17 protein-coding genes are annotated in these 22,853 nt (G+C 60.8%); 3 read left to right on the forward strand and 14 right to left on the reverse strand.

Annotation, left to right across the window (positions count from 1 at the left end; all coding sequences use genetic code 11):
* Nucleotides 1–440 precede the first annotated feature (440 nt).
* The 3 genes from CHH27_RS21130 (at nt 441) to CHH27_RS21140 (ending at nt 4,177) form a co-directional block, all read left to right on the forward strand.
* Complete coding sequence (locus CHH27_RS21130) at nt 441–1,970, forward strand: type VI secretion system Vgr family protein (protein ID WP_094073343.1); 1,530 nt, start codon at nt 441–443, stop codon at nt 1,968–1,970.
* A 102-nt stretch (nt 1,971–2,072) separates the two neighbouring features.
* Nucleotides 2,073–2,423 (forward strand): hypothetical protein, encoded by a 351-nt coding sequence (locus tag CHH27_RS21135; protein WP_094073344.1) that lies wholly within the window; start codon nt 2,073–2,075, stop codon nt 2,421–2,423.
* Between the two features lie 5 nt (nt 2,424–2,428).
* Entirely contained in the window at nt 2,429–4,177 is a 1,749-nt protein-coding gene (locus CHH27_RS21140; RefSeq protein WP_094073345.1) for a type VI secretion system contractile sheath small subunit, read from the forward strand.
* Here the strand turns inward: CHH27_RS21140 and CHH27_RS21145 are convergent.
* The 14 genes from CHH27_RS21145 to tssA all read right to left on the reverse strand — a co-directional run bounded on the left by CHH27_RS21145 (nt 4,153) and on the right by tssA (nt 22,736).
* The gene (locus CHH27_RS21145) at nt 4,153–5,292 is read right to left on the reverse strand and encodes a serine/threonine-protein kinase (RefSeq protein WP_094073346.1); all 1,140 of its coding nucleotides are present in this window, start codon (nt 5,290–5,292) and stop codon (nt 4,153–4,155) included. The two genes, CHH27_RS21140 and CHH27_RS21145, sit on opposite strands and share 25 nt — an antisense overlap.
* A complete protein-coding gene (locus CHH27_RS21150; RefSeq protein WP_094073347.1) occupies nt 5,276–5,983 on the reverse strand; it encodes a PP2C family serine/threonine-protein phosphatase in 708 nt (235 codons plus the stop codon). Before CHH27_RS21150 ends, CHH27_RS21145 begins: the two co-directional genes overlap by 17 nt.
* Before the next feature lie 51 nt (nt 5,984–6,034).
* Nucleotides 6,035–6,787 (reverse strand): type VI secretion system-associated protein TagF, encoded by a 753-nt coding sequence (gene tagF / locus CHH27_RS21155; RefSeq protein WP_094073348.1) that lies wholly within the window; start codon nt 6,785–6,787, stop codon nt 6,035–6,037.
* An 8-nt stretch (nt 6,788–6,795) separates the two neighbouring features.
* Nucleotides 6,796–10,416: a type VI secretion system membrane subunit TssM gene (gene tssM, locus CHH27_RS21160; protein WP_094073349.1), complete on the reverse strand. Its 3,621-nt coding sequence runs from the start codon at nt 10,414–10,416 to the stop codon at nt 6,796–6,798.
* Nucleotides 10,417–10,424: 8 nt separating this feature from the next.
* The gene (icmH, locus tag CHH27_RS21165) at nt 10,425–11,330 is read right to left on the reverse strand and encodes a type IVB secretion system protein IcmH/DotU (RefSeq protein WP_094073350.1); all 906 of its coding nucleotides are present in this window, start codon (nt 11,328–11,330) and stop codon (nt 10,425–10,427) included.
* An 8-nt stretch (nt 11,331–11,338) separates the two neighbouring features.
* A complete protein-coding gene (gene tssK, locus CHH27_RS21170; protein ID WP_157739022.1) occupies nt 11,339–12,676 on the reverse strand; it encodes a type VI secretion system baseplate subunit TssK in 1,338 nt (445 codons plus the stop codon).
* Nucleotides 12,677–12,793: 117 nt separating this feature from the next.
* Nucleotides 12,794–13,285, reverse strand: coding sequence for a type VI secretion system lipoprotein TssJ (gene tssJ / locus CHH27_RS21175; protein ID WP_094073352.1), 492 nt, complete (start codon nt 13,283–13,285; stop codon nt 12,794–12,796).
* Nucleotides 13,282–15,411 (reverse strand): type VI secretion system-associated FHA domain protein, encoded by a 2,130-nt coding sequence (locus CHH27_RS21180; protein ID WP_094073353.1) that lies wholly within the window; start codon nt 15,409–15,411, stop codon nt 13,282–13,284. Before CHH27_RS21180 ends, tssJ begins: the two co-directional genes overlap by 4 nt.
* Complete coding sequence (gene tssG / locus CHH27_RS21185; RefSeq protein WP_094073354.1) at nt 15,408–16,535, reverse strand: type VI secretion system baseplate subunit TssG; 1,128 nt, start codon at nt 16,533–16,535, stop codon at nt 15,408–15,410. The genes CHH27_RS21180 and tssG overlap by 4 nt, the downstream gene beginning before the upstream one ends.
* Complete coding sequence (tssF, locus tag CHH27_RS21190) at nt 16,532–18,280, reverse strand: type VI secretion system baseplate subunit TssF (protein WP_094073355.1); 1,749 nt, start codon at nt 18,278–18,280, stop codon at nt 16,532–16,534. The genes tssG and tssF overlap by 4 nt, the downstream gene beginning before the upstream one ends.
* 34 nt (nt 18,281–18,314) lie before the next feature.
* The gene (tssE, locus tag CHH27_RS21195) at nt 18,315–18,728 is read right to left on the reverse strand and encodes a type VI secretion system baseplate subunit TssE (RefSeq protein ID WP_094073356.1); all 414 of its coding nucleotides are present in this window, start codon (nt 18,726–18,728) and stop codon (nt 18,315–18,317) included.
* A 96-nt stretch (nt 18,729–18,824) separates the two neighbouring features.
* Entirely contained in the window at nt 18,825–20,303 is a 1,479-nt protein-coding gene (gene tssC / locus CHH27_RS21200) for a type VI secretion system contractile sheath large subunit (protein ID WP_094073357.1), read from the reverse strand.
* A gap of 55 nt (nt 20,304–20,358) precedes the next feature.
* Complete coding sequence (gene tssB / locus CHH27_RS21205; RefSeq protein WP_094073358.1) at nt 20,359–20,877, reverse strand: type VI secretion system contractile sheath small subunit; 519 nt, start codon at nt 20,875–20,877, stop codon at nt 20,359–20,361.
* Between the two features lie 164 nt (nt 20,878–21,041).
* The gene (tssA, locus tag CHH27_RS21210) at nt 21,042–22,736 is read right to left on the reverse strand and encodes a type VI secretion system protein TssA (protein ID WP_094073359.1); all 1,695 of its coding nucleotides are present in this window, start codon (nt 22,734–22,736) and stop codon (nt 21,042–21,044) included.
* Between the last annotated feature and the right edge of the window lie 117 nt (nt 22,737–22,853).

Consider the following 22,853-nt stretch of genomic DNA (forward strand, 5'->3'; position numbering starts at 1 on the left):
CGGCGCGGACCGCGACGGGTTGCCCTTCCAATGGCAAACCGCGTGCCAATTAACGGTTTTCATTGAAATATCAAGGAAATCAGAATTTTGGTTGGTTAAGACCAAAGTCTACGAAATGTGACATTGTGCAGAAAACTTCACACTTCAGCTGTGAGTGCGCAAAAGACTGCCGAGCGATTTTGTGATCTGCATCACAAATACATCCGCCTGGCTGGCAAGTGCGCGCAAAACTGGTCCGAATCGAAGGAGAATTCCGCAAAATCCGGGTCGTTAACGGGCTGCTGTGAAGAAACTGGAGAATTGACCCGGTCGGTCGGGCCACCCAATTTCACGATACTTGAACGACCCGCAGCTAAATTTGCCGAAGCGTCACATTTTTCCGGCAACTTCGCTAAACTGCCTTGAGCAGTCCGGTCAGGCCAGCCCAGGAGGAATTCTCAATGAGTGCTGATACATCGCAAGGCCACATGACGATCAAGCTGCCCGGAGACCCGGGTGAGGAGATATATGTTGAGAGCATGACCGGTCAGGAGGCTCTCGGTCAGACCTACCGCTTTGACATTTCCCTCCTTTCCAAAAAGACGATCGACCTTGAAAACCTGCTCGGCAAATCCGCCAAGCTCACCCTGGAGCGTGCCGGTGAGAAACTGGAGATCGCGGGTGTCGTCGGCAGCGCGCGGACCGGCGATCCGACGCCGAACCGGGAATTCAGCTACTCGCTGGTCCTGGAGCCGGAACTGGCGATGCTTCGGTACAGCGCACAGAACCAGGTCTACGGCACCGACAAGGACGTGACGGTGGTCGACATCATCCAGGGCGAATTGTCCGATGCCAACAAGTCGGGCTCCAACACGGCGTCAGACCGGGTTGCGCGTCAGATCGATTCCAACCTTCTGGTCTCCGCCTCGGACTATCCGAAACTGGATTTTGTCTATCAGTACTGCGAAACCGACCTGAATTTCATCTGCCGCATGTGCGAGCGGTTCGGCATCTACTTTGCCTTCGATCATTCAGGCGACCGCGAAAAGATCATTTTCGGCGATCGGAAGGAGCATTTCACCAAGCTCAGTGGCAGTCAGATCACCGACGAGTTGCCCTATCGCAGCAAGAACCAGATCCTTGGCTCCGACAGTTTCGGCGTCTGGTCCTTCAACGCGCAGTATGAGACCCAGAGCGGTACCATCGCGCTGCGAGAATACAACGAGATCACGCCCAAGGTGGACTTGTCCGTTTCCGAAAACGCCTCTTTCACTGGCCAGGGTGTCACCACGCTCTATGGCGAAAACTATCCGACGGTCTCGGACGGACAATTCATCGCCAAGCGCCGGGTCGATCAGGTCGAAGGCCAGCGGCTCCAGTTCGTTGGTGAGAGCAACGTTCCCAATCTCCGGCCCGGGCTGTTTTTCCGACTAAAGGATCACCCGATCTCCGATCTCGACGGGCTTTACACGATCATCGCCGTGGAACATGCCTGCACCGTGTCGACACCGATCGGCTTCAGTTCTTCCGACAAGGAGCCGGTGCCCTACACCAACAGATTTGTCTGCGTGCCCTTCGACAAGGGATATCGTCCTCCGGTGATGACACCAAAGCCGGTCATCTCCGGCTACATGGTTGCCTTTATCGACGGCGAGTCGGACGGCAGCCGTGCCGAACTCGACGATTACGGCCGGTACAAGGTCAGGATCGTCGATGAGGAAAGCGGTCTGCTCAACGGCAAGGCCAGTCACGAGGTCCGCAAGATGGAGCCTTATGGTGGCGGGGACGGATACGGCTCCCATTCCACGTTGCTGAAGGGCACTGAAGTGCTGATTGGCTTCCTGCAGGGCGATCCGGATCGCCCGGTGGTCCTGGGCGCGGTGTCCAACGGGGAACAGATGAATCCGGTGACATCGAGCAACCAGAATGTCGCCCATCGCACGAAAACCGCATCGGGGATCGTGTTCCAGATCAGCGACGGATCAGCGTAACGCAAGAGAGCATCAAGGGCAGGCGGGGCCTGGCGGGCCCGGCTGCCCAACGGGGCAAAAACCGTCGGCTGAGCCGCGGTACATGGAATGAAGAGGGCAGGAATGGCAACCTGGAAACCGGCACAGCGGGAACCCGATGCGCTGCGCAGCTGCGTCTATGACTATCTCAGGACACGGTCGCCGCAGGTCTATGCGGAGGGCAACAACACGGCGACGCGTCTCGGGCGTTCCCAGGAGACCATGTGCAATGGCGAACCGCTGACTATCGACCTGACGGTGACGCCGGTCGGGCTGACCACCATCAATTCGCGCAGCGCGCTCGTGTTCGGTGTTTCCGGACACGCGGCTGACCGAAAGACCGGATACGAAGTGGACGGCAAGGTGGTGATCGACAGGGCCACGCTGGCGTTCCTGTCGATCGAAGCAGACCTAACCGTACTCAACAGGGGGTAAGCGTCATGAGCGGGCAGGACGACAACAAGGGTGGAATTGCAAGTTTCTCCATTGGCCTTGGCAACAGCGGTCCCCAGGCGGTGCCGATTGCGCCCGCTCCTCCCTTCCGTGTGCTGATTGCCGGAGATTTCGGTCTGAAGGCGTCCCGCTCTGCGCTCAACATTACCGGTCTGGACATTGCGGAGATCCTGGAACCCAACGCACCGGCTTTCTCCGTCACCGTGGACAATCTGCTCGGCTCCCTTCCGGCGCAGCTGGAAGAACAGATCCGGTTTGCCAGCCTGAAGGATCTGCGCCCCGCGAAAATCCTGAGCGGCTTCCGCTTCACCCGGGACCTGGAAGCGGCGGCTGGCGATCCGGACCGTCTTGCTGCAAGCGGACAGCTTTACGACAAGGCCGCGGAGGCCCTGCGAATTGGCGGCAATGCACCTGCCGAAAAGGATCCCTCATCGCCTCTGCCGAGCTATGACGACGGCCCGGCAGAGCAAAAGCCGACCGGAGCCGGAACCGATGGTCTGGACTCCCTGTTTTCCATGATCGACATGTCCGGCGGCAAGGATGAGCCGAAGGACAGCAGCAGCCTGGCCAAGGCCGCGGTCGATGCGTTTATCCAGGATACGTTGCGTGAAGAAGGCGGTGTTCAGCGAGCTTCTTCGGCCACCACCGAAACCTCGCCGGCCGTGGGCCTTCAGCTTGCCCAGTCAGCCCTGTTCTTTGCCGACGCAAAACTGAGCACCGTCCTGCAGAACTGGCACAGTCTGAAACTGCTTCTGAGCGAGCTTGAGACCGATCTGCCGCTGGAACTGCACCTGTTGCAGGTCGATCAGGATCTGGACGCCGAGACCCTCGGCGATCTTCTGGACGGCCCATCCGGTGCCCTTCAGGCCGAGCTGTATGACATCGTGCTCCTTGCCGATCCCACTGGCATCGCCGGCAGGGAGGCCGCGAAGGTCAAGGTTCTGACCAACGCCTGCGCCGACAGCGACACGGTCGGCCTGCTCAACCTGACGCCGGATTTTTCCGGAATGCCAGGTGAAGAGCTCGGCGGCCTGGATGCCGCGCACCAGTTCCTGGACACGCCCGGCTATGAAGGCTTTGAAGGCCTGCGGGAGAGCGAACAGGCGTCTCATCTGGCGCTGTTCTGGAACGAGGCCCGGCTCAGCGCACCTGGCGACGGCTATCCCGGTCTTTATGCCGCCGGTGCATGGGTTGCCCTGGCCATGGTCCTGACGCAGCTCCAGAGCGAAGCCTTCCCGAAACTTCCGGTCGGCACGCCGGTTGATTTTGATGCTCTAGAAGTCGCCGAAGGCCAGTCAAAAGGGCGCGTGGTGGCGACGGCTGCGCGGTTCATCACCGGGCATGGTCTTGCCCCGTCGCTCGCCCAATGTGGCATCAATGTCCTGGAAGGTGTTGCCAACCGCACCGACCTGGTGTTCCGCCGCGGTGTGACCGTAAAGCCCGGCAAGGAGGGCCGCGGCTCTCTTGATCAGGCACTGCTCGTGTCGCGCCTGTTCTCCCTTTTCCAGGAAGCGCTGGGGGGCGCTGTTACGGGCGGTCAGAGCGCGGAAGACAGGGAGGCCGCCGTGACACGAAACCTGAACGAGCTGAGCGCAGCGCTGTCCGGCCAGGTTGCCTTCGAAGTTCGGCGCGTAACGGCGGAGGATCAGGACCTGATTGGCGTGACGGCCGTGATCCGCTCCGGCTGGGCAACCGGACAGCAGCATTCGTTCTATTTACCGGCCTCCGACGGCTGATCGCCTGAAGTCCGGGTTTCCGGTTTTTGCCCGGGCGGCGCGGCGTCCTTCAGAAGGTCTTCGCCCGCCTCGTTCTGTGAAACCTCTGCTTGAGCCGGTTCGGGTGTCTCCTGCGGTGGCTCTGCATTTGAAACCTGCGGGCGGGCCTCTTCCGGCGCGTTCAGATAGTCGCTGATCAGATGCCGGGCGAAGGACAGCGGGTCAGGCGTGCAGAACGTTTCTGCAAAACGCCGGACCGATGCCGTCCGCCCGACGTCATCCAGAGTGAGACCGGCCTTGAGCGCTTGCCAGCGCAGGAAGGACAGCCCCTCCGGACGGCTGGGCTTCTGGCCATCGCTTTGCGCTTCCAGGGCATTCATCTTGCCGAATGGACGTGCACCGCAGGAGGCAAGGTAGGCGATCATGGCGAGTGAAAAGACATCGTCGCCTTCGCAGGGTTCGGCACCTGTGAGGCGTTGCGGCGAAGCGTAAGCCGGTGTCACCGCGCCAAACCGTGCAAGAATGACGACTGTGTCCTCTTCCCGGGTCTTGATCGGCCGTGCAATCGGGAAGGCGATGTTGAAGTCGATCAGCTTGGCAATGCCGTTGTTCTGGACAAACACGTTGCCGGGTTTCAGATCGGCATGAATGATACCGCTGGCATGGGCATGGCCGAGCGCCGCGGCAAGGTCCGTGATCAGGCGGTAGAGCTGGGCTGCGGGCAGGCGGCGGTCCGGAGCCTTGCGCAGCAGCTGTGCCAGGGTCTGCCCTTCCAGAAGCTCCATCACCATGAAATGGACGTCACCCTGACGGTCCATGTCATAGACACGAACGATGTTGGGATGGACCAGGTCGCGCAGGCGTCTTGCTTCGCGGTGCATCAAGGCAATCACGTCCGCGTCGACATTCGGCGCGGCGCGAATGGTCTTGATGGCGACGTTCGGGTCGGCGAGGCCCGCCTTGGCGGCCACGAGGTCACGAGCCTTGTAAACGGTCGACAGGCCACCCTTGCCGATTTCCTTCAAGAGCAGAAATCGGTCCTTGAGCACCGTCCCCGCCTTGAGTTCGACAGAGCCGTTTGTCTCTCGCCCGCCGTCAGCCGGCTGCTCGCTCTGGATATCAGCCGCCTTGTCCATGTGCCTCAGCCCAGACCGTGATCACGGTGATGTCGTCGGAAGAGCCACCGGCAACGGCCCGGGCAATCAACCGGTCCGCCAGGCCGAATGTGCCTTCGGCCGCCATGTTGGCGAGCGCGGTTTCGTCCATGCCTTTCATGAGGCCGTCGGTGCACAGGATGAAGACATCGCCCGGGATCAGTTCCAGCGTTCTGCGCCCGAAACCGACGGTCTCGTCGATGCCGACCGCTGCTGTCAGCCGGCCGGCTTCGTCCGCGTGATCTTCGGAAATCAGGAACAGATGATGCTGGCGCAGCAGGTAAAGCCGGGAGTCACCGGCCCAGACGCAGCTGGCGTAAGGACCGCTAATGACAAGGCTTAGGCTGGTCGTGCCGGAGATGTCGTTTTCCGGAGCGGCCAGATATCCGGCAAACAGCTCGCGGTTCACGCCGGCAACGGCGGCTTCCAGCGCGACAAGCTGGCTGTCATGGCTGGCCGCGGGCTGGTTGACGAGTTGAGCAACCGCCTGAACCGTTGCCTTGCTGGCCTGGTCTCCGTCCCTGTGTCCGCCCATGCCATCTGCGACCGTGAACAGGCCACAGGCAGGATCGGCAAAAAAGCTGTCCTGGTTCACAGGATGGTTCGGCCCCTGCCGGGTGACAGCCTCGCAGCGCAACAGCGGTATGGCGGTGGCAGCGGTGAACGTGTCCAAGCATGTCTCCCTGGAAGGGCGTTGGGGTCATGCGCGCACAAGCGGGCGCGCTCAGGGCCTCAATATCAGGTTCGGGTCGATCTGGCTGCCCTGCCAGCCGAAACGGTCCCATTCTCCGGAAAAGAATCCACCAGTTTCCAGCCCCTTTGGCAAGCCTCTCCAGAGGCACAATTCGGGCGGACGCGTCGAACCGCCATCCTGCCACCAATAGGACAAGGGTATCTCCGGTGCCGGGGTTTGCGCCGCAGGGCAGCTGAGCGGGTCATCGGGAATGATCGCTTCACCGTCGGTGCGGGCAAAACTGATCCTGAGGGCCTTGTCCCCTGGGCCAAGTTCCATCGCCGGCCGGGAGCTTGCACCCTTTGCCAGGCGGGTCAGCGTGTGGCTCTGCGCAGTGATGGCGCTCACGAAGTCTTCGCGGGACAGATGACCTTCGATGAAGGCCATGGTCTGGATTTCGATCGTGTCCAGCGTGATTTCGACCGCTGCCCGAAACACAAGGTGATCGACGGCACCTTCCAGCGGGATCAGGACCGCGAGCGGAAAGCAGCGGCCGACGGCATCGGCCGAGGCAGACAGAAGACCGCACCATCCGGTCGGCCCGAGCAGGCCGGGGGAGATGGCAAATCGCCAGGCAGGAGCCTCGAAATAAAGCTGTTGCCACGACTGCGGCAAGACGGTCCGCACATTGTGCAACCAGTCGGACATCAGTCCCGCCCAGGCATCCGTCATGCCGGCGGCGAGACCGTCATAGACAAAGTCGCGCTCGTGCGGTCTTTTTCCGAAATATCCGCAAGGCTCCATTTTGTTTCCTAGAGCGACGGCGGACAGCGGAAGGCCGTGTAAAGACCTAGGTTGAACGGGTTTGTGATGCTGCCGGCGTTCAGGGCGTACCGGGCCTTCACCTTGTCCTTGGAAATGCCGAAGTCGAACTGGTCCCGTCCGCGCACCGCCGACAGGCCGGATTTGGTCAGAAGCCGGAAAATGGCCCAGGTGCCGCTTGTTTTTTCGGTGCTGGTGGAATTGTCCAACAGCGTGATGGAAAGTTCCGCGCTGCTGCCATCGGCCTGGCTGGGCCAGGTGAAGTCCTTTCCGCGCACCGGACCGTGCCGGTAGATGGTGGTGTCGGCGTCGATCTTCAGCGTGGATTTGAGCGCGCCGGGGTCAAGCAGGCTCGGCCGGATGGTGAACTTGGCCGTCGGGCTCGACGCGCCCTTGGGGAAGAAGGCATCGCGGATCGTCTGCGCCGTTGCCAGTTGGGCAAGACCTTCCTGCGACAGGCCGAGATTGGTGCCCTGGTTGTCGATTTCAACCAGTTGACGGCCGCGCTTGTTGACGAAGGTCGAAATATATTCCGTGAAGAAGGCGTCGACGACACCGGCCGGGCCGAGCAGGTCGGTAAAGTCCTGCAGGGAGATGTCGTCTTCGGATTCCTGGAAGAACGGATAGCGCTGCGCCATGATGCTGGTGCAGGCCGGCACCACTTCGTTCTGCCAGGTCCGGTTGATATAGACATAGGCGGACTTGTTCAGCAGGTCGCGTGTGTTCGTGACTGTCGACAGAACCAGCGAGCGCACCGGTTCCGGCTTGGTGGCCGCTTCCGCCTGCAGGGCCGAGAAACTGTCGCTCTGCGGATCCTGTGCCCGTTTTTTCACATAGTCGAAGGCCGCCTTGTTGGGGTCGGGCGCGGAATTGATCCCGGCAACATTGCCGTAAAGATCGCCGAACAGCTGCAGTACCCGGTCGATCGAATTCTGGCTGTTGGGATCGACAAGACTGTTGAGCGGCTTGAAGGCGTCCCCGATGGCGACACCCGGCCACGGGCTGTCGCCGAAGGCGGCCTGGACGGCAGCCTTCGCAGAAGCTTGCTGGGCGGAAGCGACCAGTCCGCCGACCGGTCCGGCGGCTTGAGCGCCAGAGGCACCGGCAGCATTGGCCGCCGCTCCGGCTGCGGCATTGGCAGCGCCTGCGGCAGCCTGGCTCTGTTCGTCGCCGGGCAGTGGCAGCTGTGTGTTCTCGCTGACGATGTTGAGAATGTTGGTCAGCGGCGAATCGGGTGCCGACAGCTGTTCCAGCACTGTTTGCGCCCGGCCAAGCGAGCCGATTTCAACCACCTTGATATGGGCGGTGCCTTCCTTCCAGATCTTGATGTAGTCGTCGGTGTATTGCTTGACGACCTTGTTGGCGATCTGGTTGTAGGTGGTCCGGTTGACCGAGCTGCCCATCACCCAGTCGCTGCCCATGGAATCTCGAACATATTCCGGCAGGCGGGCCAGGAAGAAATTGTAGAAGCCGTTCTTGGTGTAAAGGCCCGGAATGATCGACCGGCCGCCCGACGTGGCCGTGTCGACATAAAGCGTCGTCGAGCCGAGCGTGCGCACCAGGTTGATCGGCGGCAACCTGTAACGCTGCGCCGCGTCGCGGACCATGCGCGTATAGATGTCAGTCGATTGCGGTGCCTTTTGAACACTGTTCCTGGCCCCTTGTACAATCGACTGTTCCGTTGGCGACAGCGTGCCCTTGATGGGCAACAGCTTCATCAGGTTGTTCATGTGGCCCTGCATCTGCCGGCTTTCGCTCGGATCCGTGATGAAGGCCATGTTGGACATTTCCGTCAGCGTGCTGCGCACCTTGCTGGCGTCGTAATTGTCTCCCGTGGCCAGCATTAACATCGGTCCCAGCTGCTCTCTGACGAGGCTGCTGTCACTGCCGGATGCAGATTGAACCAGTTGAAGTTGTGCCGTCAGCTGGGCTCTGATCGACGGCAGAAGATATTCGGTCAGCAGATTGTCGTAGGTCCGGTTCGCCGGCGGGTAGAGAACGGATTGTGCATCGAGCCCGAACAGGAACGGCGAGGACAGCCAGTTGCTTTCCTGGGTGATGTCGTCGCGCATCTTCTCCGCGGCATCGAGTGTCGGCAGCAGGCTGACCAGCGACCGGTTGCGGTCGGCTTCAGTCTTGAGCAAACGCACCTGGTCCGCATTGGTGGTCGTCTGCTCCGCCATGTCGACCGCGTGGTCGTAACCGGCCACCCAATAGAGCGCCATCGACAACACAAAGGCGACCAGCGCAGCAAGAGCCCCGCCATAGACGGCTGCCAGCCGGCGTTCGAGACGGCGGTTCTTGCCGACGAGATTCTGTTCCGGAAAAACGATATCCGTCAGCAGCTTCTTGATGAAATAGGCCTTCGACTGGCCACTGAGCGCCGGTTGCTGGCTGGCAGCAAGCGAGAAGCTGCGTCCCATGGCGCCGAGCAGTCGGTCGAACGGCGTGCCTTCCTGCGTGCCGGAGGTGAAATAGACCCCGCGCAACAGCGGCTGGGCTTCATAGCGCGTCGGGCGGAACACGTCGGTCAGGAAGTCGCGCAGCACATTGCCGAGACTGCCGAATTCATGCGGAAAGCCGAAAATGCGGCAGCGGCGACCGTTGTTGCGTTCTTCGGCGAGTTTCTCCGGCAGGTGGCGCTCGAGCCGGGAGACCAGATCGACAAACCCTGTCTCGAAAGTCGGACCGACGGTGACCTGCTGGGAATCATACGGGAAGGTCACGCCCCAGACCTGCTGCCTTTCGGCTTCGCGTAGCATGTCGAAATACTCGTCGAAGCCGGCAATCAGGTCACATTTGGTGAACATCAGATAGACCGGCAGGCGCAGGCCGAAGGCGCGGTGCAACTCGCGCAGCCGCTGGCGCAGGATCTCCGCCTGCTGCTTGCGTTCCGCCTCGCTGGCAAGCGCGACTTCCTCGATGCTGACCGCCAGAAGAACACCGTTGATCGGCCGACGCTGACGGTGTTTCAGAAGCAGTTCGAGGAACCCGCTCCAGGCGGCGGAATCGATGCCCTGATTGACATCCTGTGTGGTGTAGCGGCCGGCCGTGTCGATCATCACGGCTTCATTGGAAATCCACCAGTCGCAATTGCGAGTGCCGCCGACGCCCTGAATGGCTTCATGTCCGCCCTCGGCCAGCGGAAAGTCGAGGCCGGAATTGCGCAGGATGGTGGTTTTGCCGGTGCCCGGCGGCCCGATGATGATGTACCAGGGCAATTCGAACAGGTAATTCTTGGATCCGGCGCCCTCGACCGGGTTGTCGCGCAGGGTTTTCAGCGCGTCCTCGAACCGTTCCCGGATCAGCTCGACTTCATCCGCGGACATGTCGCCGCCCATGGAGACCAGCTCGTCATTGGCAAGCATGGAGTTGATCAGCTTGGCATTGGCGCGCCGGGTCAGCAGATGTCGCAGGAACGTGAAGATAAAAAACAGCGCGATCGGGGTGAGACCGACAAGCAACTGCACCATCAGGCTGTCCAGCGGGCTGACCCCGTTGACGGTCAGCAGAGAACCGAACAGCACGACACAGATCGCGAAGACGATCAGGAGAAACAGAATGAAGAGGGGAGCGAACCGCAGAAGAGACGCGAAGTAGGTACGAAACATCCCGCCTCCTAGGACCTGTTGAGAGATTCAATGGCGATCAACGCCGGTTCAAGTTCGCCGCTCAGCCAGAAGTCGAGCCCGGCGCGGACAACAAAGGCCAGCAGGAACAATACCAGCATCCACAGCCAGAACGGCGGCAGTGTCCGGACATTCTTGCCCTTCTCCGCACCCTTGGCATTCCTGGACAAGGGTTCGTCCGCCTGCAGGCGGCTGCTTCGGCGGATCAGGCGCGACAGCTCGTTGCGCAGGTCCTCAAGCTGGTTGCGGCCACCCTCCAGCACCCGGTAGCGCCCTTCGAAGCCCAGCATCAGGCAGGTATGCACCAGGATCAGCAGCGGCAGCTTGTTGATGGCGTCGCCACGAATGCGGTCGAGGATGCTGAAGACTTTCTCGCCGCCCCAGGTCTCGTTGTGAAACTGGTTCAAAAGCGAGTTCGAGCTCCATTCGCTGCGGCTGCCCCAGGGCGTCATCAGCACGGTCTCGTCGATGGTTGAACAGAGGATGTAACGCGCGGCAATGATGTCGCCGGCCTGGACGCCGTTGCGCTGCGCCAGTTGCTCGAAACGGTCGATTTCATCGACAACTTCCTGTCGCAGGGCATGCACGTCGGCCTGTTCGATGGAATTGCGCAGCTGAGAGATGATCAGAAGCAGCGGTGTTGCTGCCCGGACAATGACCCGTTCAGGATCGACTTCCAGCTTCCGGACAATGCCGGAGGCCGACTGAAGATTGGCACCGTTTTGCGGTTTCGGGGCGGCTGCCGGGGTGGCCGGTCCGCTCGCCGGCGAGACAAAGGCGACCGTTGGTTCGTCTTCCTCGAGGCCAGCCGTACCCTGTGCCTCGGCCATGGAGGTCCGGGCTCTGGGGCTCAATCTTTGAGCGACGGTCGGCTGGTCAAGGTCATCATCCGTCATGATTCGGATTATTGTCCTTTGTGAACGGCCCACAATTCAAGGCCGAGACCCGGATAATCCCCGCTTAGGTGCAGCGCAAAGGCGGCCGAACTCTGCATTTGCGGCCAGAGTTCATTCTCAACATCGAGTTCAAAATAAACGGCATTTTGAACATAGGGGATTTGCCGGGGTGCGACCGACAGCGGCTTGATAGCGACACCCGGCAGCTGCAGGTTGACGAGTTCGCGGATTTTCTCGACCGGGCCGACCTTGATCTGGATCGGCATTTGCGTGCGCAGCACTTCCAGGCTGACATTGGCATGGGCGATCAGGACGAAGCTGCGGCCTTCGGAATAGACCATCTTGTTGGTGGTCTCGCCGAGCCAGACGCCGTAGTCGCGCTTCGACAGCGGAATGCTGATGGCGTTCTGTTCCACAACGAAGCTCAGGAGGCCTTCCAGAATGGTGACCAGTTTCTGGAAAGTCAGCCGCAGGTCAAGATGGTCATAGGCCGGCAATTCCGGCGGCCGGCGGTTGTCGGCGCCGAAGGCGGCAAAGGCGCCGATGAGGCCGATGAAATCCCGGTAGACCTGTTCAGGCGCGTGGCGCCCGGAAGCCGCGATGTGGCCAAACAGCACTTCATAGTGATTGGTGACGCTGAGCGCCATCAGGTCGACAATTCCCGACCGGGTGCTTTCGCCCTGCCCGGACGTGTTGGAGGCCAGCATCTCGCCGCGTTTGCGCAAGAGGCTGCGCACCTGGTCGACCTGCGAAATCAGATGCGCATTGGCGCCGGCCGTCAGCAGCGGCGGAATGAACGTGTCCGACAGCTTGATCTCGCCCTGGGTCGACACGGTGTCGATTTCCGCAATTGGCAGATGGGCGGTTTCATCCAGGTTTTCACCTTCCAGGAGCAGACGGCCGGTCAGGGCACCGACGCCGATGCTGGCTTCCGGCTTGTCTGCTTCGTTTGTGTTGCGCACGTTGGTGGCGCGCCTGGAATAGCGGCGCAGGTCGGTCTCGCTGTCGCCGAGTTCGATCTGGCCGGCGGAACGCAGGGGCAGGGCAAGAAAGACTTTCTTGCCCTGGTCGTCGACCGTGATCTGCCGGGCCTTGGCGACAAGGCCGTTCCGGGCGGTCGAAAACACCGTGCCGTCCGGCAGGACCGCCTCGATGGCCGTCACCTGGAACTGACCGACCGCGAGCGCGTCTGTGTCGATCTCGACGCTGCGCAGGCCCCAGGAATAGGGCTCCAGATCCTGGACGCGCTGTTCCAGCGTGGTTTCGACCCAGCGGTCGTGCTGTTGCAAATGCTGTGGCCGGAGAAACATTCCCTCAAGCCAGAGTGGTTTCAGGCTCTCATTCAAGGCCAATCTCCGCTGAAAACTGACGAATCATCATTCGGCATCCACTGCAATCTGCCAATTGCATCGCAATTGGTAGCACAATTTTCAATCTTGCAAGCCGTGGTGACGTTATTGCCGCTAGAATACACCGAGCCGCCGGTTGCGAAGTTTCTGTATTCGTACGGCAAGACTTGTCAGATAAATGACAAACTCGTTCTTCTTTTCTTGCTGCAGTTCGATCGTGTCACGCCACTGCGCGGACTCAATGTCCCTGAAACTTGCAATGACACCGATATGGGTTGCCTCGGAAGAGACATCCCGATTGTAGTCCTGGCTCTTGCCGGGGGTCATTTCGTATTCCTGGACGCCGATCAGGTCCCCGCCCAGAACCTTCTTGTCATTGTCGGCAAGGTCGAAATACTCGGCATTCTGAAAGGCGGTCACTTCTTTAAGCTGGTAGACACGCACGACGACAGGTGACGGCTCGCCGTTTTCGTTCGGGTTGGTGTATTCGTCTGCCTGCAGCTGAACCTTGATCGGGGTCGGCGGAGGTGTTCTTGAGCAAGCCGCGAGGCTTGCCAGCAGGCTCAGACCCGAGACTTCAAGAAAATGCCGCCGGGATATTCTCATTTTTTTCTGTTCTCCCAGAATGACTTGGACTGCTGGCGCGCCTGTTCTTCCTCGACCTGGACAAAAGCTTCCGCAATGGTCTGCCGGACCACCGCGTCGAAGTCGGCCCGCAGCTTGTCGTGCCGCTCCTTGGCCGCTTCAAACTTGCCGCGTTTGGAGCCAAGGCCGCGCAAGCGCAGGCCGCCGTCGTCTTCTTCCCCCGCAAGGGTTTCCGGCGCCAGGCTCTCGAACAGGAGCCGCATGGCGCGCTGTGTTGCGGCAACCGTCAGCATGGTGTGGCTCTGCAGGTCCTTGAATGCTTCCCGGGTAGCCTCGGGTGGCGTCAGAAAACCGCCCTTGCGGGCAAACAGCATCTCGTCGATGGCCAGCTCGCCAACGTTAAAATGCTTGAAGGGGTTGTTTTCTTCCGGCTGGATGCGGGTTTCGTACATCCGGAATTCGGTCTTGAGCGTTTTCCTCGCCTTCAACAGCGCGATCAGGCCGTTGGCGAGTTCCCGCACCATTTCACCTGAAGCCTTGGCAATCTCCGCCCGTTCCTCCGGCGACACGTCGGCATCGGCAAATCCAAGGCCTGACAGAAGCGCTTCAAAGACTTCCGGACTGATCTGTGCATTTCCCGCGCCCGGCGCAGGCGTTGTGGCGGGAGAGGCGGCGCCGGCAGGAACGCCTGTTGTCGGTGCGGTGGATACCTGTTTTGCCGCCGGTTGCTGCACGGGTGTCGAGGAGCTCACCTGCGGCGAGGACATCGGTGTTGCGGCCGGCATGTTCGGAAGCACGACGGGCGGGGTGACCGGCGCGACTGGAGTGGCGGATTTCAGGGCGGGCGGAACTGCTCCGGCTCTTTTGCCGCCAAGAGATGAATCGGCGCGGGATTTTGCCTTTTGTGCCAGCTCTGCCTCGCGCTGCGCCCGACGTTTCTTCAAGGCGTCGAGCGGATTGAGCGCTGCTCCTGAAGATTGTGTTGGTGTTGCTGGCGCTGCCGCAGTTGGCGCTACCGCCGCGCCGGATGTCGGCAGAGGAGGCTGAACGGGACCTGGCGCAGGCGCCGCCGACACGGGTGAGGCCATGGACTGAGAGGTGTCGGTTGCCGGTTTGCTTCCCGGAGCCGGAGCGCCAAGGCCAAAATCGATGTTGTCAGGAATGGTCGAGGCGGGTGCTTGCCCTTGCGTGGGCGGCGGGCTGGCTCCTGCCGATGGCGTTGGCATCAGCCCAGACAGGTCCGGCAAGCCGGATGATTGAGGTGCGGACGGTGCCGGTTGGCTTTCCGTCGGTGCTGCCCCCAGACCGGCCAGGAAATCTTCCGGGATAAGGTTGCCGGAACCGGTTGGTTGGGCCGGAGGTGGCGAAACGGCTGCTCCCGCAGGCGCTGCTGCGGCAGGAGGCATAGCGGCAGGTGTTTGAGGGGCAGCCTGAACAGGCGACGAGACGGCCTGGCTTGTCTCAATCGGCGGGACGGCAGCCCCTTGCGCGGGCGAGGGCATCACCGAGGGTGTGCCCATCGGCATCTGCGGCTGCGAATTGGCCAGCTGGGACGCTGCCGGTCCGCCCTGGAACCGGGTCGTCTCGTGTGCCGACACGGCACCTGCCGGCGCGGAAAAGGCAACGGGTTCCGGAATGACGTTTTGCGGTGTCTGAACCGTTGCCACCGGCGTCAGCGTTTCCGGCGCGCCGCCAAGGTGATCGAGCGGGTCCAGGGAGGTGTTCTGCGGCAGGCTTGCCCCGGAGGTATCGATCCTCAGCGGTGTCGCCATTCCCGTAGAGCGGTTTGCGGCGGTCCCTTGCGTCCCGGAAAAGGGGTTTGTGCTGGTGGCCGGGCTGCTTTCGGCGCTCTCCACCCGGATCTGGTAGGGGCCTGCCAGCAATGTCATGCCGGCGGACAGGCTGACCGCCTTGCCGCGGCCGATCGCAGCGGATTGTCCCTCCAGAAAGGTGCCGTTGGTGCTTTCATCGATCAGGACAAACGTGTCGTTCTGGTAGACGATGCGCGCATGAACGGAGGACAGATGCCGGTCCTGGTCCGGCAGAACCCAGTCGCATTTGCGCGACCGGCCGAACGCACCACCCCCTGGCCCGAACTGGTGCCGGGACCCGATCGTGTCACATACTAGGATTAACGAAGCCGTCATGCCGAAACTGATGTCTTGCCTGAGGACGCCGCCGCTTCAACAACAGAATCACCGGCCAGGCCGCCCAAATCCACCGGTGTTACAAATACCTGATTTTCATCAGCGACGGTACCGCTTGGCTGCGCCGGCGCCAAGTGGACATTGTTTTCAAGTTTGGCGTTTTCACCATCTGAAAGCCAAAGATTGTTTCCCAATCTTGCTGAACCCAACTGACCGGCCTCAATCGTCTCCTGCTGGTAGCTGAATTCCAGGTCCCAGTCGATCGGATCGCGCACGATCATGGCCAGCAGATCGACCAGCACGCCGTGATTCGCGCCGCCCGGCAGGAAATTCTGCAAGGTGTCGTAGGGCGCCGGGCCAATCCGCAGGCGAAACTTGCCAAGATCGTCCTCAACCTGTTCGCCCAGCACCATGTCGCCGCCCAGTAGCGTGTTCTCGATGCCGAGTTCCATCCGGGATTCGGGCGGGATGTCGACGGTGCGCGAGACAAATTCGATGATCACGAAAGGCAGGTCGAAATAGCTGGACAGCATGGCGGCAATGGCATCCGGCGAATTCGAATAATGCGACATCAGCCCGACATGGGGCAGGATGGCCGTGCGCGGCACCTTGCCGAGTTCCGTGCGGTCATCGACCGGGAAGCCGCACAGTGCCAGGAAACACTGGGACGTGGCATCCAGCCCGTGTTCCTCGAAACGCACGAAATGCCGGGATTTCTGCCACATGCTGTAAAGCAGTGTGATGAACCGGTGATTGAACAGGTCAAGCAGGTCTTCCAGCGACGACGGCGTCTCGTCGCGCTCGATGATGCGTTCCGTCACATAGGGCGGCAGCGGTGACGCCGGCCCGTATAGGCCGAAGAAATTGACCCTGACGTCGTAGCGGCCGGTCGCTTCGTCATAATCGATGCTGGAAACGTCACTCGGACCAAAGCTGAGCGACCGGGTGGCACGGAAGCGCAGCACCTCCTGCTCAGGGTCGTGGCCCGGCCCCATCTTGCGGATCTCGGGATGCAGCAGGCTGATCAGGTACAGCGACTGAAAAAACTGCGTGCGCGCCAGCTTGTCGACAAGCGCTGCGTCCGGGGAAAGTTGGTCCGGGGTCGGGTGGGCTTCGTCGCTCATACCAGATGCGCATCCCCCGTGGACGGCTTCCACCGGTGGATGACATTGGCATCCGTTCCGATCACGGTCAGCTGGTGCAGGCTGTTGATGCTGGCATAGGACTTCAGGAACCGGTCGAGCACCGTGCCGAAAAGGTAGATCTCGGCTTCGCCGCCAAGGGCGGTCTCGGAAAGCGACAACACGATCTCGTAGGCTCTGGTCGGCCGCCCATGCCGGAAGATATCGACCGCGCGCCGCTCGAACTTCTGGAAGTTCTGCAGCAGCAACTCCCGCTGCAGGGAAGCCTGCTTGTCGACATAGGCTCTGAAATCATAGGCGCCGACGACGGTTTTCAGGGCCTCCACGTCGATCAGCGAGGCATAGTTTCGCGACAGGTTGGCGATCAGGGTCCAAATCACCTGATTGTCCAATGGTGGCGGCACTTCGGACAGGATCGGCGTGATGTTGCGGAATTCCAGCTTGGCCGGCGTCGACGAGGTTGGCTGCGTGACCGTGCCAAGCCCGAAACGGGAGGCATGCTCTCCGTTGGAGCACAGCAGTTGCAGCGAAACGGTTTCTGTGGGTGGCAGACCGGTTTCGTTCAGCCGGGTGACGAAGGAGACATAGTGATCGACGCCATTTCCAAGAACCGAAGGGCGGATCCCGGTCCGGTAATAGAGCTTGTCCTCTTCCTGCGAGGCGCTGTCGTGGGAAAAGGTCTCGAAGGCCTGATAATTGATCTTCCGGTTCGAGCCCTGCACCCAGCCGGTGACGCCGGTGACATGATGTACGCTGAACACCGACCGGTTGCCGGAGGCGCGCACCGGATATTCCGTCCGGTCATGGGCAACGTGAAGCGCCTGACCCTCGGTTTCGAACAGGTTGATGGCGGGAACGGTGTTGAGGGCAATGGCGTCGCGGGTGATGCGGTCCTGGTTGACGAACTTCTGCCGGAAATTGAAGACCAGCTCAAATTCGTCAACGGCCAGGTCCGCAAAAGCCTCCAATCCATGCAGGCGCACATACATGAACTTGTCCGGGCAGGCGAAATACTCCTGCATGATGCGGAAGCCGTCGAACGACCCGTCCGGATAGGGCAAGGTGGCCTGATCGCGGGCAAAACCGATCGGTTCGACCCGGATGGCAGAGCGTATGGGTTGGCCCTTTGCCGGTATGAAATCCACCGATGCAAGCCGGTCGCACAGCTGCAGGTAAAGCTGCCGGGCCATGTTGACGTCGTTGCTTGCCCCCAGGAACATCTGCAGGGGGGCTTCGGCCAGGGCTTTCAGGTTGTTGCCGGCAACCTTCCGGAACCCGAGGGTCAGCTTGGAACTGTCGCGCCTGTTTTCCAGGTCCGAAGAGGCCAGTTCGATCGGCAGCACGGTCAAGTCGCATCGGGTCTGAAACTTGACGGCCGTGCCGTCCAGCGGACTGGTCTGAACGAAGGTTCCGCGTGGCACGAGGGTCGACAGTTCCGAGGATTCGGCAACCGGCTTGAAGGCTATATGGGTGATCGGCGGAACGGGACGCAGATAGTGCGGCCAGACGAGCTTGAGGAGATTGAGCGCAACCTCCGGCATTTCCGCGTCAAGCCGTTGCCGCAGGCGCCCGACCAGAAACGCAAACCCCTCCATCAACCGCTCGACATCCGGGTCCAGCGGGTCTTCAGACAGGAATTTCGACAGGCGCGGGTTGGCCTTGGCGAAGACCCGGCCCATTTCCTTCAGGTAGTTCAGTTCGTCGCGATAATAGGAATTGATCGCCATGCCCGCTATGTGCCCTTGGTGCCGTCAGCGCGGGTCACGCACTGACCCTGATCTGTCCACTGTTGTCGAGAATGGAATCGAAACGGATCCGTTTGCGGCTGCCGCCCAGATCGAGCTCCGCTTCCACATTGAAGATGAAGTCGAGCGGCCGTTCGGGGTCCTCGACGGCACGCACGATCGGGTTGCGCAGCCGGGGTTCGTAATCCCGGATCTGACGTTCGATGTTGCGGCAGATCTCGGTCGCCGTGTCCTGGTGTGAGCGGGAGATCGAGTTGAAGTCGGTCAACCCGAAGTCGGGGCATGTCTCGCAGCAGCCAGCGGTGCTGTTGAGCAGAATGCGCAGGTCTTCCAGCACGCTTTCCAGAACCGCGGCTTCGAATTCGTCGACATTCCGGTAATGCGTGCCGGTGACGTCGTTCTCAAGTCGCTGGAACAGGCTCACAGCCATCCGGCAAGGCTCCCCATCTGAGCAGAACAAGTGCCGGTCCCGAGAAAATTCCCGGCCGGCACCTGTCAGAGTTTCGTTTCCGTGATCCGGTCAGGATCAGGACTTGTCCAGCTTGCCCTTCAGGGACAGCGTGAAGTCCGCGCCCATATATTTGAAGTGCGGCTGCACGGCCATGGAAACGCTGTACCAGCCCGGTTCGCCCTCAACATCCGAAACGTTGATTTCGGCCTTGCGGAGCGGCCGGCGCGAGCGCACGTCGGCGGACGGGTTGTCCTGGTCGGAGACATACTGCCGGATCCACTTGTTGAGCTCGGATTCGAGCTCGCCGCGGTCCTTCCAGCTGCCGATGTTCTCGCGCTGCAGCACCTTAATGTAATGCGCCAGGCGGTTGATGATCATCATGTAAGGCAGCTGGGTGCCCAGCTTGTAGTTCAGTTCCGCATCCTTGCCTTCCGGCGAGTTGCCGAAGAATTTCGGCTTCTGCACCGAGTTGGCAGAGAAGAACGCAGCATTGTCACTGCCCTTGCGCATGGTCAGCGAGATGAAGCCCTGTTCGGCCAGCTCGTATTCCTTGCGGTCGGACACCAGCACTTCCGTCGGGATCTTGGACTGCAGCTGGCCCATGGATTCGAACGTGTGAACCGGCAGGTCCTCGACGGCGCCGCCGGACTGCGGGCCGATGATGTTCGGGCACCAGCGGTACTTGGCGAAACTGTCTGTCAGCTTGGTTGCCAGAGCGAAGGAGGCGTTGCCCCACAGGTAATTGTCGCTCTTGCCCTCGGCTTCTTCTTCATAGTTGAAGGCCTTGACCGGAGCAGTTTCCGGACCGTAGGGCGTGCGCAGCATGAAGCGAGGCATGGCCAGGGCGAAATAGCGGCTGTCTTCCGATTCGCGGAAGGAATTCCACTTGGCGTATTTCGGACCTTCGAAGATGGATTCCATGTCCTTCAGGTTCGGAATCTCTTCGAAACTGTCCACACCGAACATGGACGGTGCCGCGGCCGCGATGAACGGGGCGTGGGACATGGAGCCAACGCTGGCGCAATACTGAGCCAGTTTGATATCCGGTGCATTCGGGCCGAAATCGTAGTTGGTGACAACAGCACCGACCGGCTGACCGCCGAACTGGCCATATTCAGCGGTGTAGATGTGCTTGTAGAGACCGGATTTGACGACTTCCGGGCTGTCTTCGAAATCTTCCAGAAGCTCGTCTTTCGAGACGCTCATCATCTCGACTTTGATGTTCTGGCGGAAATCGGTCCGGTCGATCACGAATTTCAGGCTGCGCCACGCCGATTCCAGTTTCTTGAAATCGTCGTGATGCAGGATCTGGTCAACCTGCTTGGACAGTTTCTGATCGATTTCGGCGATCATCATGTCGACGGCGGCACCGTTGACCTGACCATCGGCCGACGGCTTGAGCAGCTCGGAAATGAACGCCGCCACGCCTTTGCGGGCAACGTCATAGCCTTCGTCGGCGGGCGTGAGCTTGGTCTCCTGAAGGATCTGATCCAGAAGGGACGCGTCGAGCTCTTCGGTCTGGGCCGCGCCTTGCTGTGCGTCTGTGTCTGTCATGTTTCAATCTCGTCAGCTAGAAAATCGGAATAGGCGGCAAGGGTCCTGTGGACCGTCACTCGGACTTGTCTTCGCCGCCGGTCGCGTTTGTCAGCTCGGCCAGAAGCTTGTCCCGCGCCGCTTCGTCGCCCAGAACGCCCTGAATGGCTTTCCGAAACGCCGGAACGTTGCCCAAGGGGCCCTTGAGAGCGACCAGCGCCTCGCGGAGTTCCAGCAGCTTGTTGAGTTCCGGCGTCTGACGAACGATCGATTCCGGAGTGAAGTCGCTCAGGTTCTGGAAATTCAGCGACACCGACAGGTTGCTCGCCTCCTCGCCTTCCTCGGGCTCGACCAGCTTGTTTTCCGTCGCCAGATCCAGCTTGAGATCATGGCTTTTCATGACCTCGTTGAAATTGTCCTTGTTGATGTTGATGAGCGTGCGGTCTTCAACCGGCGTGTCATCAGGGCGCAAGGTGTAGTCGCCGAGCATGACCATTTTCAGCGGCAGTTCGACTTCCTCTTTGGCATCACCTGTTGCCGGCTTGTATTTGATGTTCACCCGTTCCTTGGGTGCGACCGTAGCTTCTTTTGACATAATGTCCCCCGTGGTCAGACCGGCTAAAAAGCGCTGGGTAGAAACCTGTTTGCGCTCATGGCCTCGAGATCAGTTGATTCCCGTTCAGTTCCTACTTTGACTCTGTGTCAGTTCTGTTTAGATGGCTGAGAATTTTGGTGCATCAACTTAAGGATACGTTAAGACTACTTTCGACCCGTTAGCTCTGCTGCAGCACCGACGTCCAGCAGCGAAAGCGTCTCCATCACGCTGGCCCTTACCTGCAAAGCGTCAGCGTCCGGCAGGAACTGTTTCGCATTTTTATGCCCTAGGCTCTGCCACGAGAGCCGCGCAAGCGCGACCGCAAGCTCCGGGTCCCAGTGTGCCAGATCACGTTCCGCTGCGATAGTCCGCAGCGAACTGAGCAGTGCAAAAAGCGGCTGAATCAATTCAAATTGCAAGCAAAACTCGCCGATTTTGAGCTGTGTCTGGAACCAGTCGCGCCCTGACCCGCGCGCTGAAAGGAAGGTTTTCAGAGAAGCGAGGCCGGCCATGGTCTTGCCTGCTAGGGCCAGCTGCACGGCCTCTGAAAAGGCCCGGTCCAGTTCCGAACTGCCACCGCCGCCGCCTCCGGAGCCGCCGGAGCTCACCTCGGCGCTGATCCAGTCTTTTGTCTCGACACTGGCAAAAGGGGTGCCGTCGCTGAAAGACAGGTCAGAAACATTCGGAAACCGTTTTGTGAAGGAGGACAACTCGCCGATCACGAGCCGTCGGGCAGCATCATAGCTCTCTCCGGCAGCTTCCATGGCCGAAGCAAGATGAAATTGCGCATCCAGCCAGAAGGGCGAAGCCACAAAGGCTGATTCGGCAGACTTGATCAGGCCTTCATTGTTGCCCGCCCCCTTGAGCGCGGCCAGTTCCGTGACCTTGGCCTTCTGGGGGGGAGGCAGTGCGGTCTTGCCGTCATTGCTCGGCGGCAGCTCCTGGACCCGGCCCCAAAGGGCAAACCGGGCGGCATAGTAACCCCGTGCATCTGTCGGGGCTTGCTGGCGGATGGCCGTGGCCGCCTTGGAAGCTGCATTCAGGACCGCCTGCATGGCGGCTGTCGTGTTGGTCGTATCGACCGCGATTTCCGCGACCGGTGCCGCGGTAGCGGCCGCAGGCTTGGGAGCTGGTGCGGCGGCTTGTGGTGCAGGGGCCGGTGTGGCCGGCTCGGCAGGGGCTGCGGCCGGTGAAGCTTCGGTCGCTGCGGTCTCGGCGGCCGGCGCTTCTGCCTCGGCAGGGGCAGCAGCTGCAGCCTCGGCAGCTTTCCTGGCTTCTTCCAGGGCGGCCTTGGCATCCCTGGCATAGGGGCGCAGCGCCCTGACCAGCGGGCCCAGGGCCACCTGCGACTTTGTCATCTTCTGTTCAAGAGCGTTGTCCAGCTCAAGAAGCGCGTCGTGGGCAATGTAGATCTCGCCGTTATAGCTGCCTTCTGGATTTTTCGCCTCGACCATCGGGGCAAGTTTTTCCGCAAGCCAGTCATAGGCCCCTGCGCGGCCGCGTTCGCGGCGCAAGGGTGGAACCATGGTCTCCCAGTGGGTTTCGGTCAGGTCCCGCAAGATCACCAGCCCGGTCGCCAGTCCAGCGTAGCCTTCCTCGACAAACAGGCCGAATGCAAGGCGCGTCGCCAGCACGAGGTCCTTGGAGGTTGTCTGCAGAACCTTGACCGTCTCGTCGTTGAGCTGTTTCCAGTTGACCGCGTTCGGACCGCCGGTTTCCAGTTTGCGGAACTCGGCTTCCAGTTCCTCAAACTCAGGGGAATCGCGAAACTCTTCCTGAGCGTCAGGGTTTTCCAGCGCGGCCTTGCCGACCTCGGCTCTGGGGTCGTCGAGCGTTGCCAATGGGTCTTCGTCGGCCATCAGGGCACTCCGGATCGAGGGGACGGGTGTGACGGTATCCGATCACTGTGAACCGATATCTAAACTGATTCGCAATCCCGTAGCGTTTCAGGTGTGACAGCTTTATAAAATGTACAG

The organism is Labrenzia sp. VG12 (assembly GCF_002237595.1).
Lineage (GTDB): Bacteria > Pseudomonadota > Alphaproteobacteria > Rhizobiales > Stappiaceae > Roseibium.

Excerpts from the sequence above, each read along its gene's own strand:
- CHH27_RS21130 (WP_094073343.1), top strand. The coding sequence starts at position 441 with ATGAGTGCTGATACATCGCAAGGCCACATGACGATCAAGCTGCCCGGA.
- CHH27_RS21135 (WP_094073344.1), top strand. The coding sequence starts at position 2,073 with ATGGCAACCTGGAAACCGGCACAGCGGGAACCCGATGCGCTGCGCAGC.
- CHH27_RS21140 (WP_094073345.1), top strand. The coding sequence starts at position 2,429 with ATGAGCGGGCAGGACGACAACAAGGGTGGAATTGCAAGTTTCTCCATT.
- CHH27_RS21145 (WP_094073346.1), bottom strand. The coding sequence starts at position 5,292 with ATGGACAAGGCGGCTGATATCCAGAGCGAGCAGCCGGCTGACGGCGGG.
- tagF (WP_094073348.1), bottom strand. The coding sequence starts at position 6,787 with ATGGAGCCTTGCGGATATTTCGGAAAAAGACCGCACGAGCGCGACTTT.
- tssM (WP_094073349.1), bottom strand. The coding sequence starts at position 10,416 with ATGTTTCGTACCTACTTCGCGTCTCTTCTGCGGTTCGCTCCCCTCTTC.
- icmH (WP_094073350.1), bottom strand. The coding sequence starts at position 11,330 with ATGACGGATGATGACCTTGACCAGCCGACCGTCGCTCAAAGATTGAGC.
- tssJ (WP_094073352.1), bottom strand. The coding sequence starts at position 13,285 with ATGAGAATATCCCGGCGGCATTTTCTTGAAGTCTCGGGTCTGAGCCTG.
- CHH27_RS21180 (WP_094073353.1), bottom strand. The coding sequence starts at position 15,411 with ATGACGGCTTCGTTAATCCTAGTATGTGACACGATCGGGTCCCGGCAC.
- tssG (WP_094073354.1), bottom strand. The coding sequence starts at position 16,535 with ATGAGCGACGAAGCCCACCCGACCCCGGACCAACTTTCCCCGGACGCA.
- tssF (WP_094073355.1), bottom strand. The coding sequence starts at position 18,280 with ATGGCGATCAATTCCTATTATCGCGACGAACTGAACTACCTGAAGGAA.
- tssE (WP_094073356.1), bottom strand. The coding sequence starts at position 18,728 with ATGGCTGTGAGCCTGTTCCAGCGACTTGAGAACGACGTCACCGGCACG.
- tssC (WP_094073357.1), bottom strand. The coding sequence starts at position 20,303 with ATGACAGACACAGACGCACAGCAAGGCGCGGCCCAGACCGAAGAGCTC.
- tssB (WP_094073358.1), bottom strand. The coding sequence starts at position 20,877 with ATGTCAAAAGAAGCTACGGTCGCACCCAAGGAACGGGTGAACATCAAA.
- tssA (WP_094073359.1), bottom strand. The coding sequence starts at position 22,736 with ATGGCCGACGAAGACCCATTGGCAACGCTCGACGACCCCAGAGCCGAG.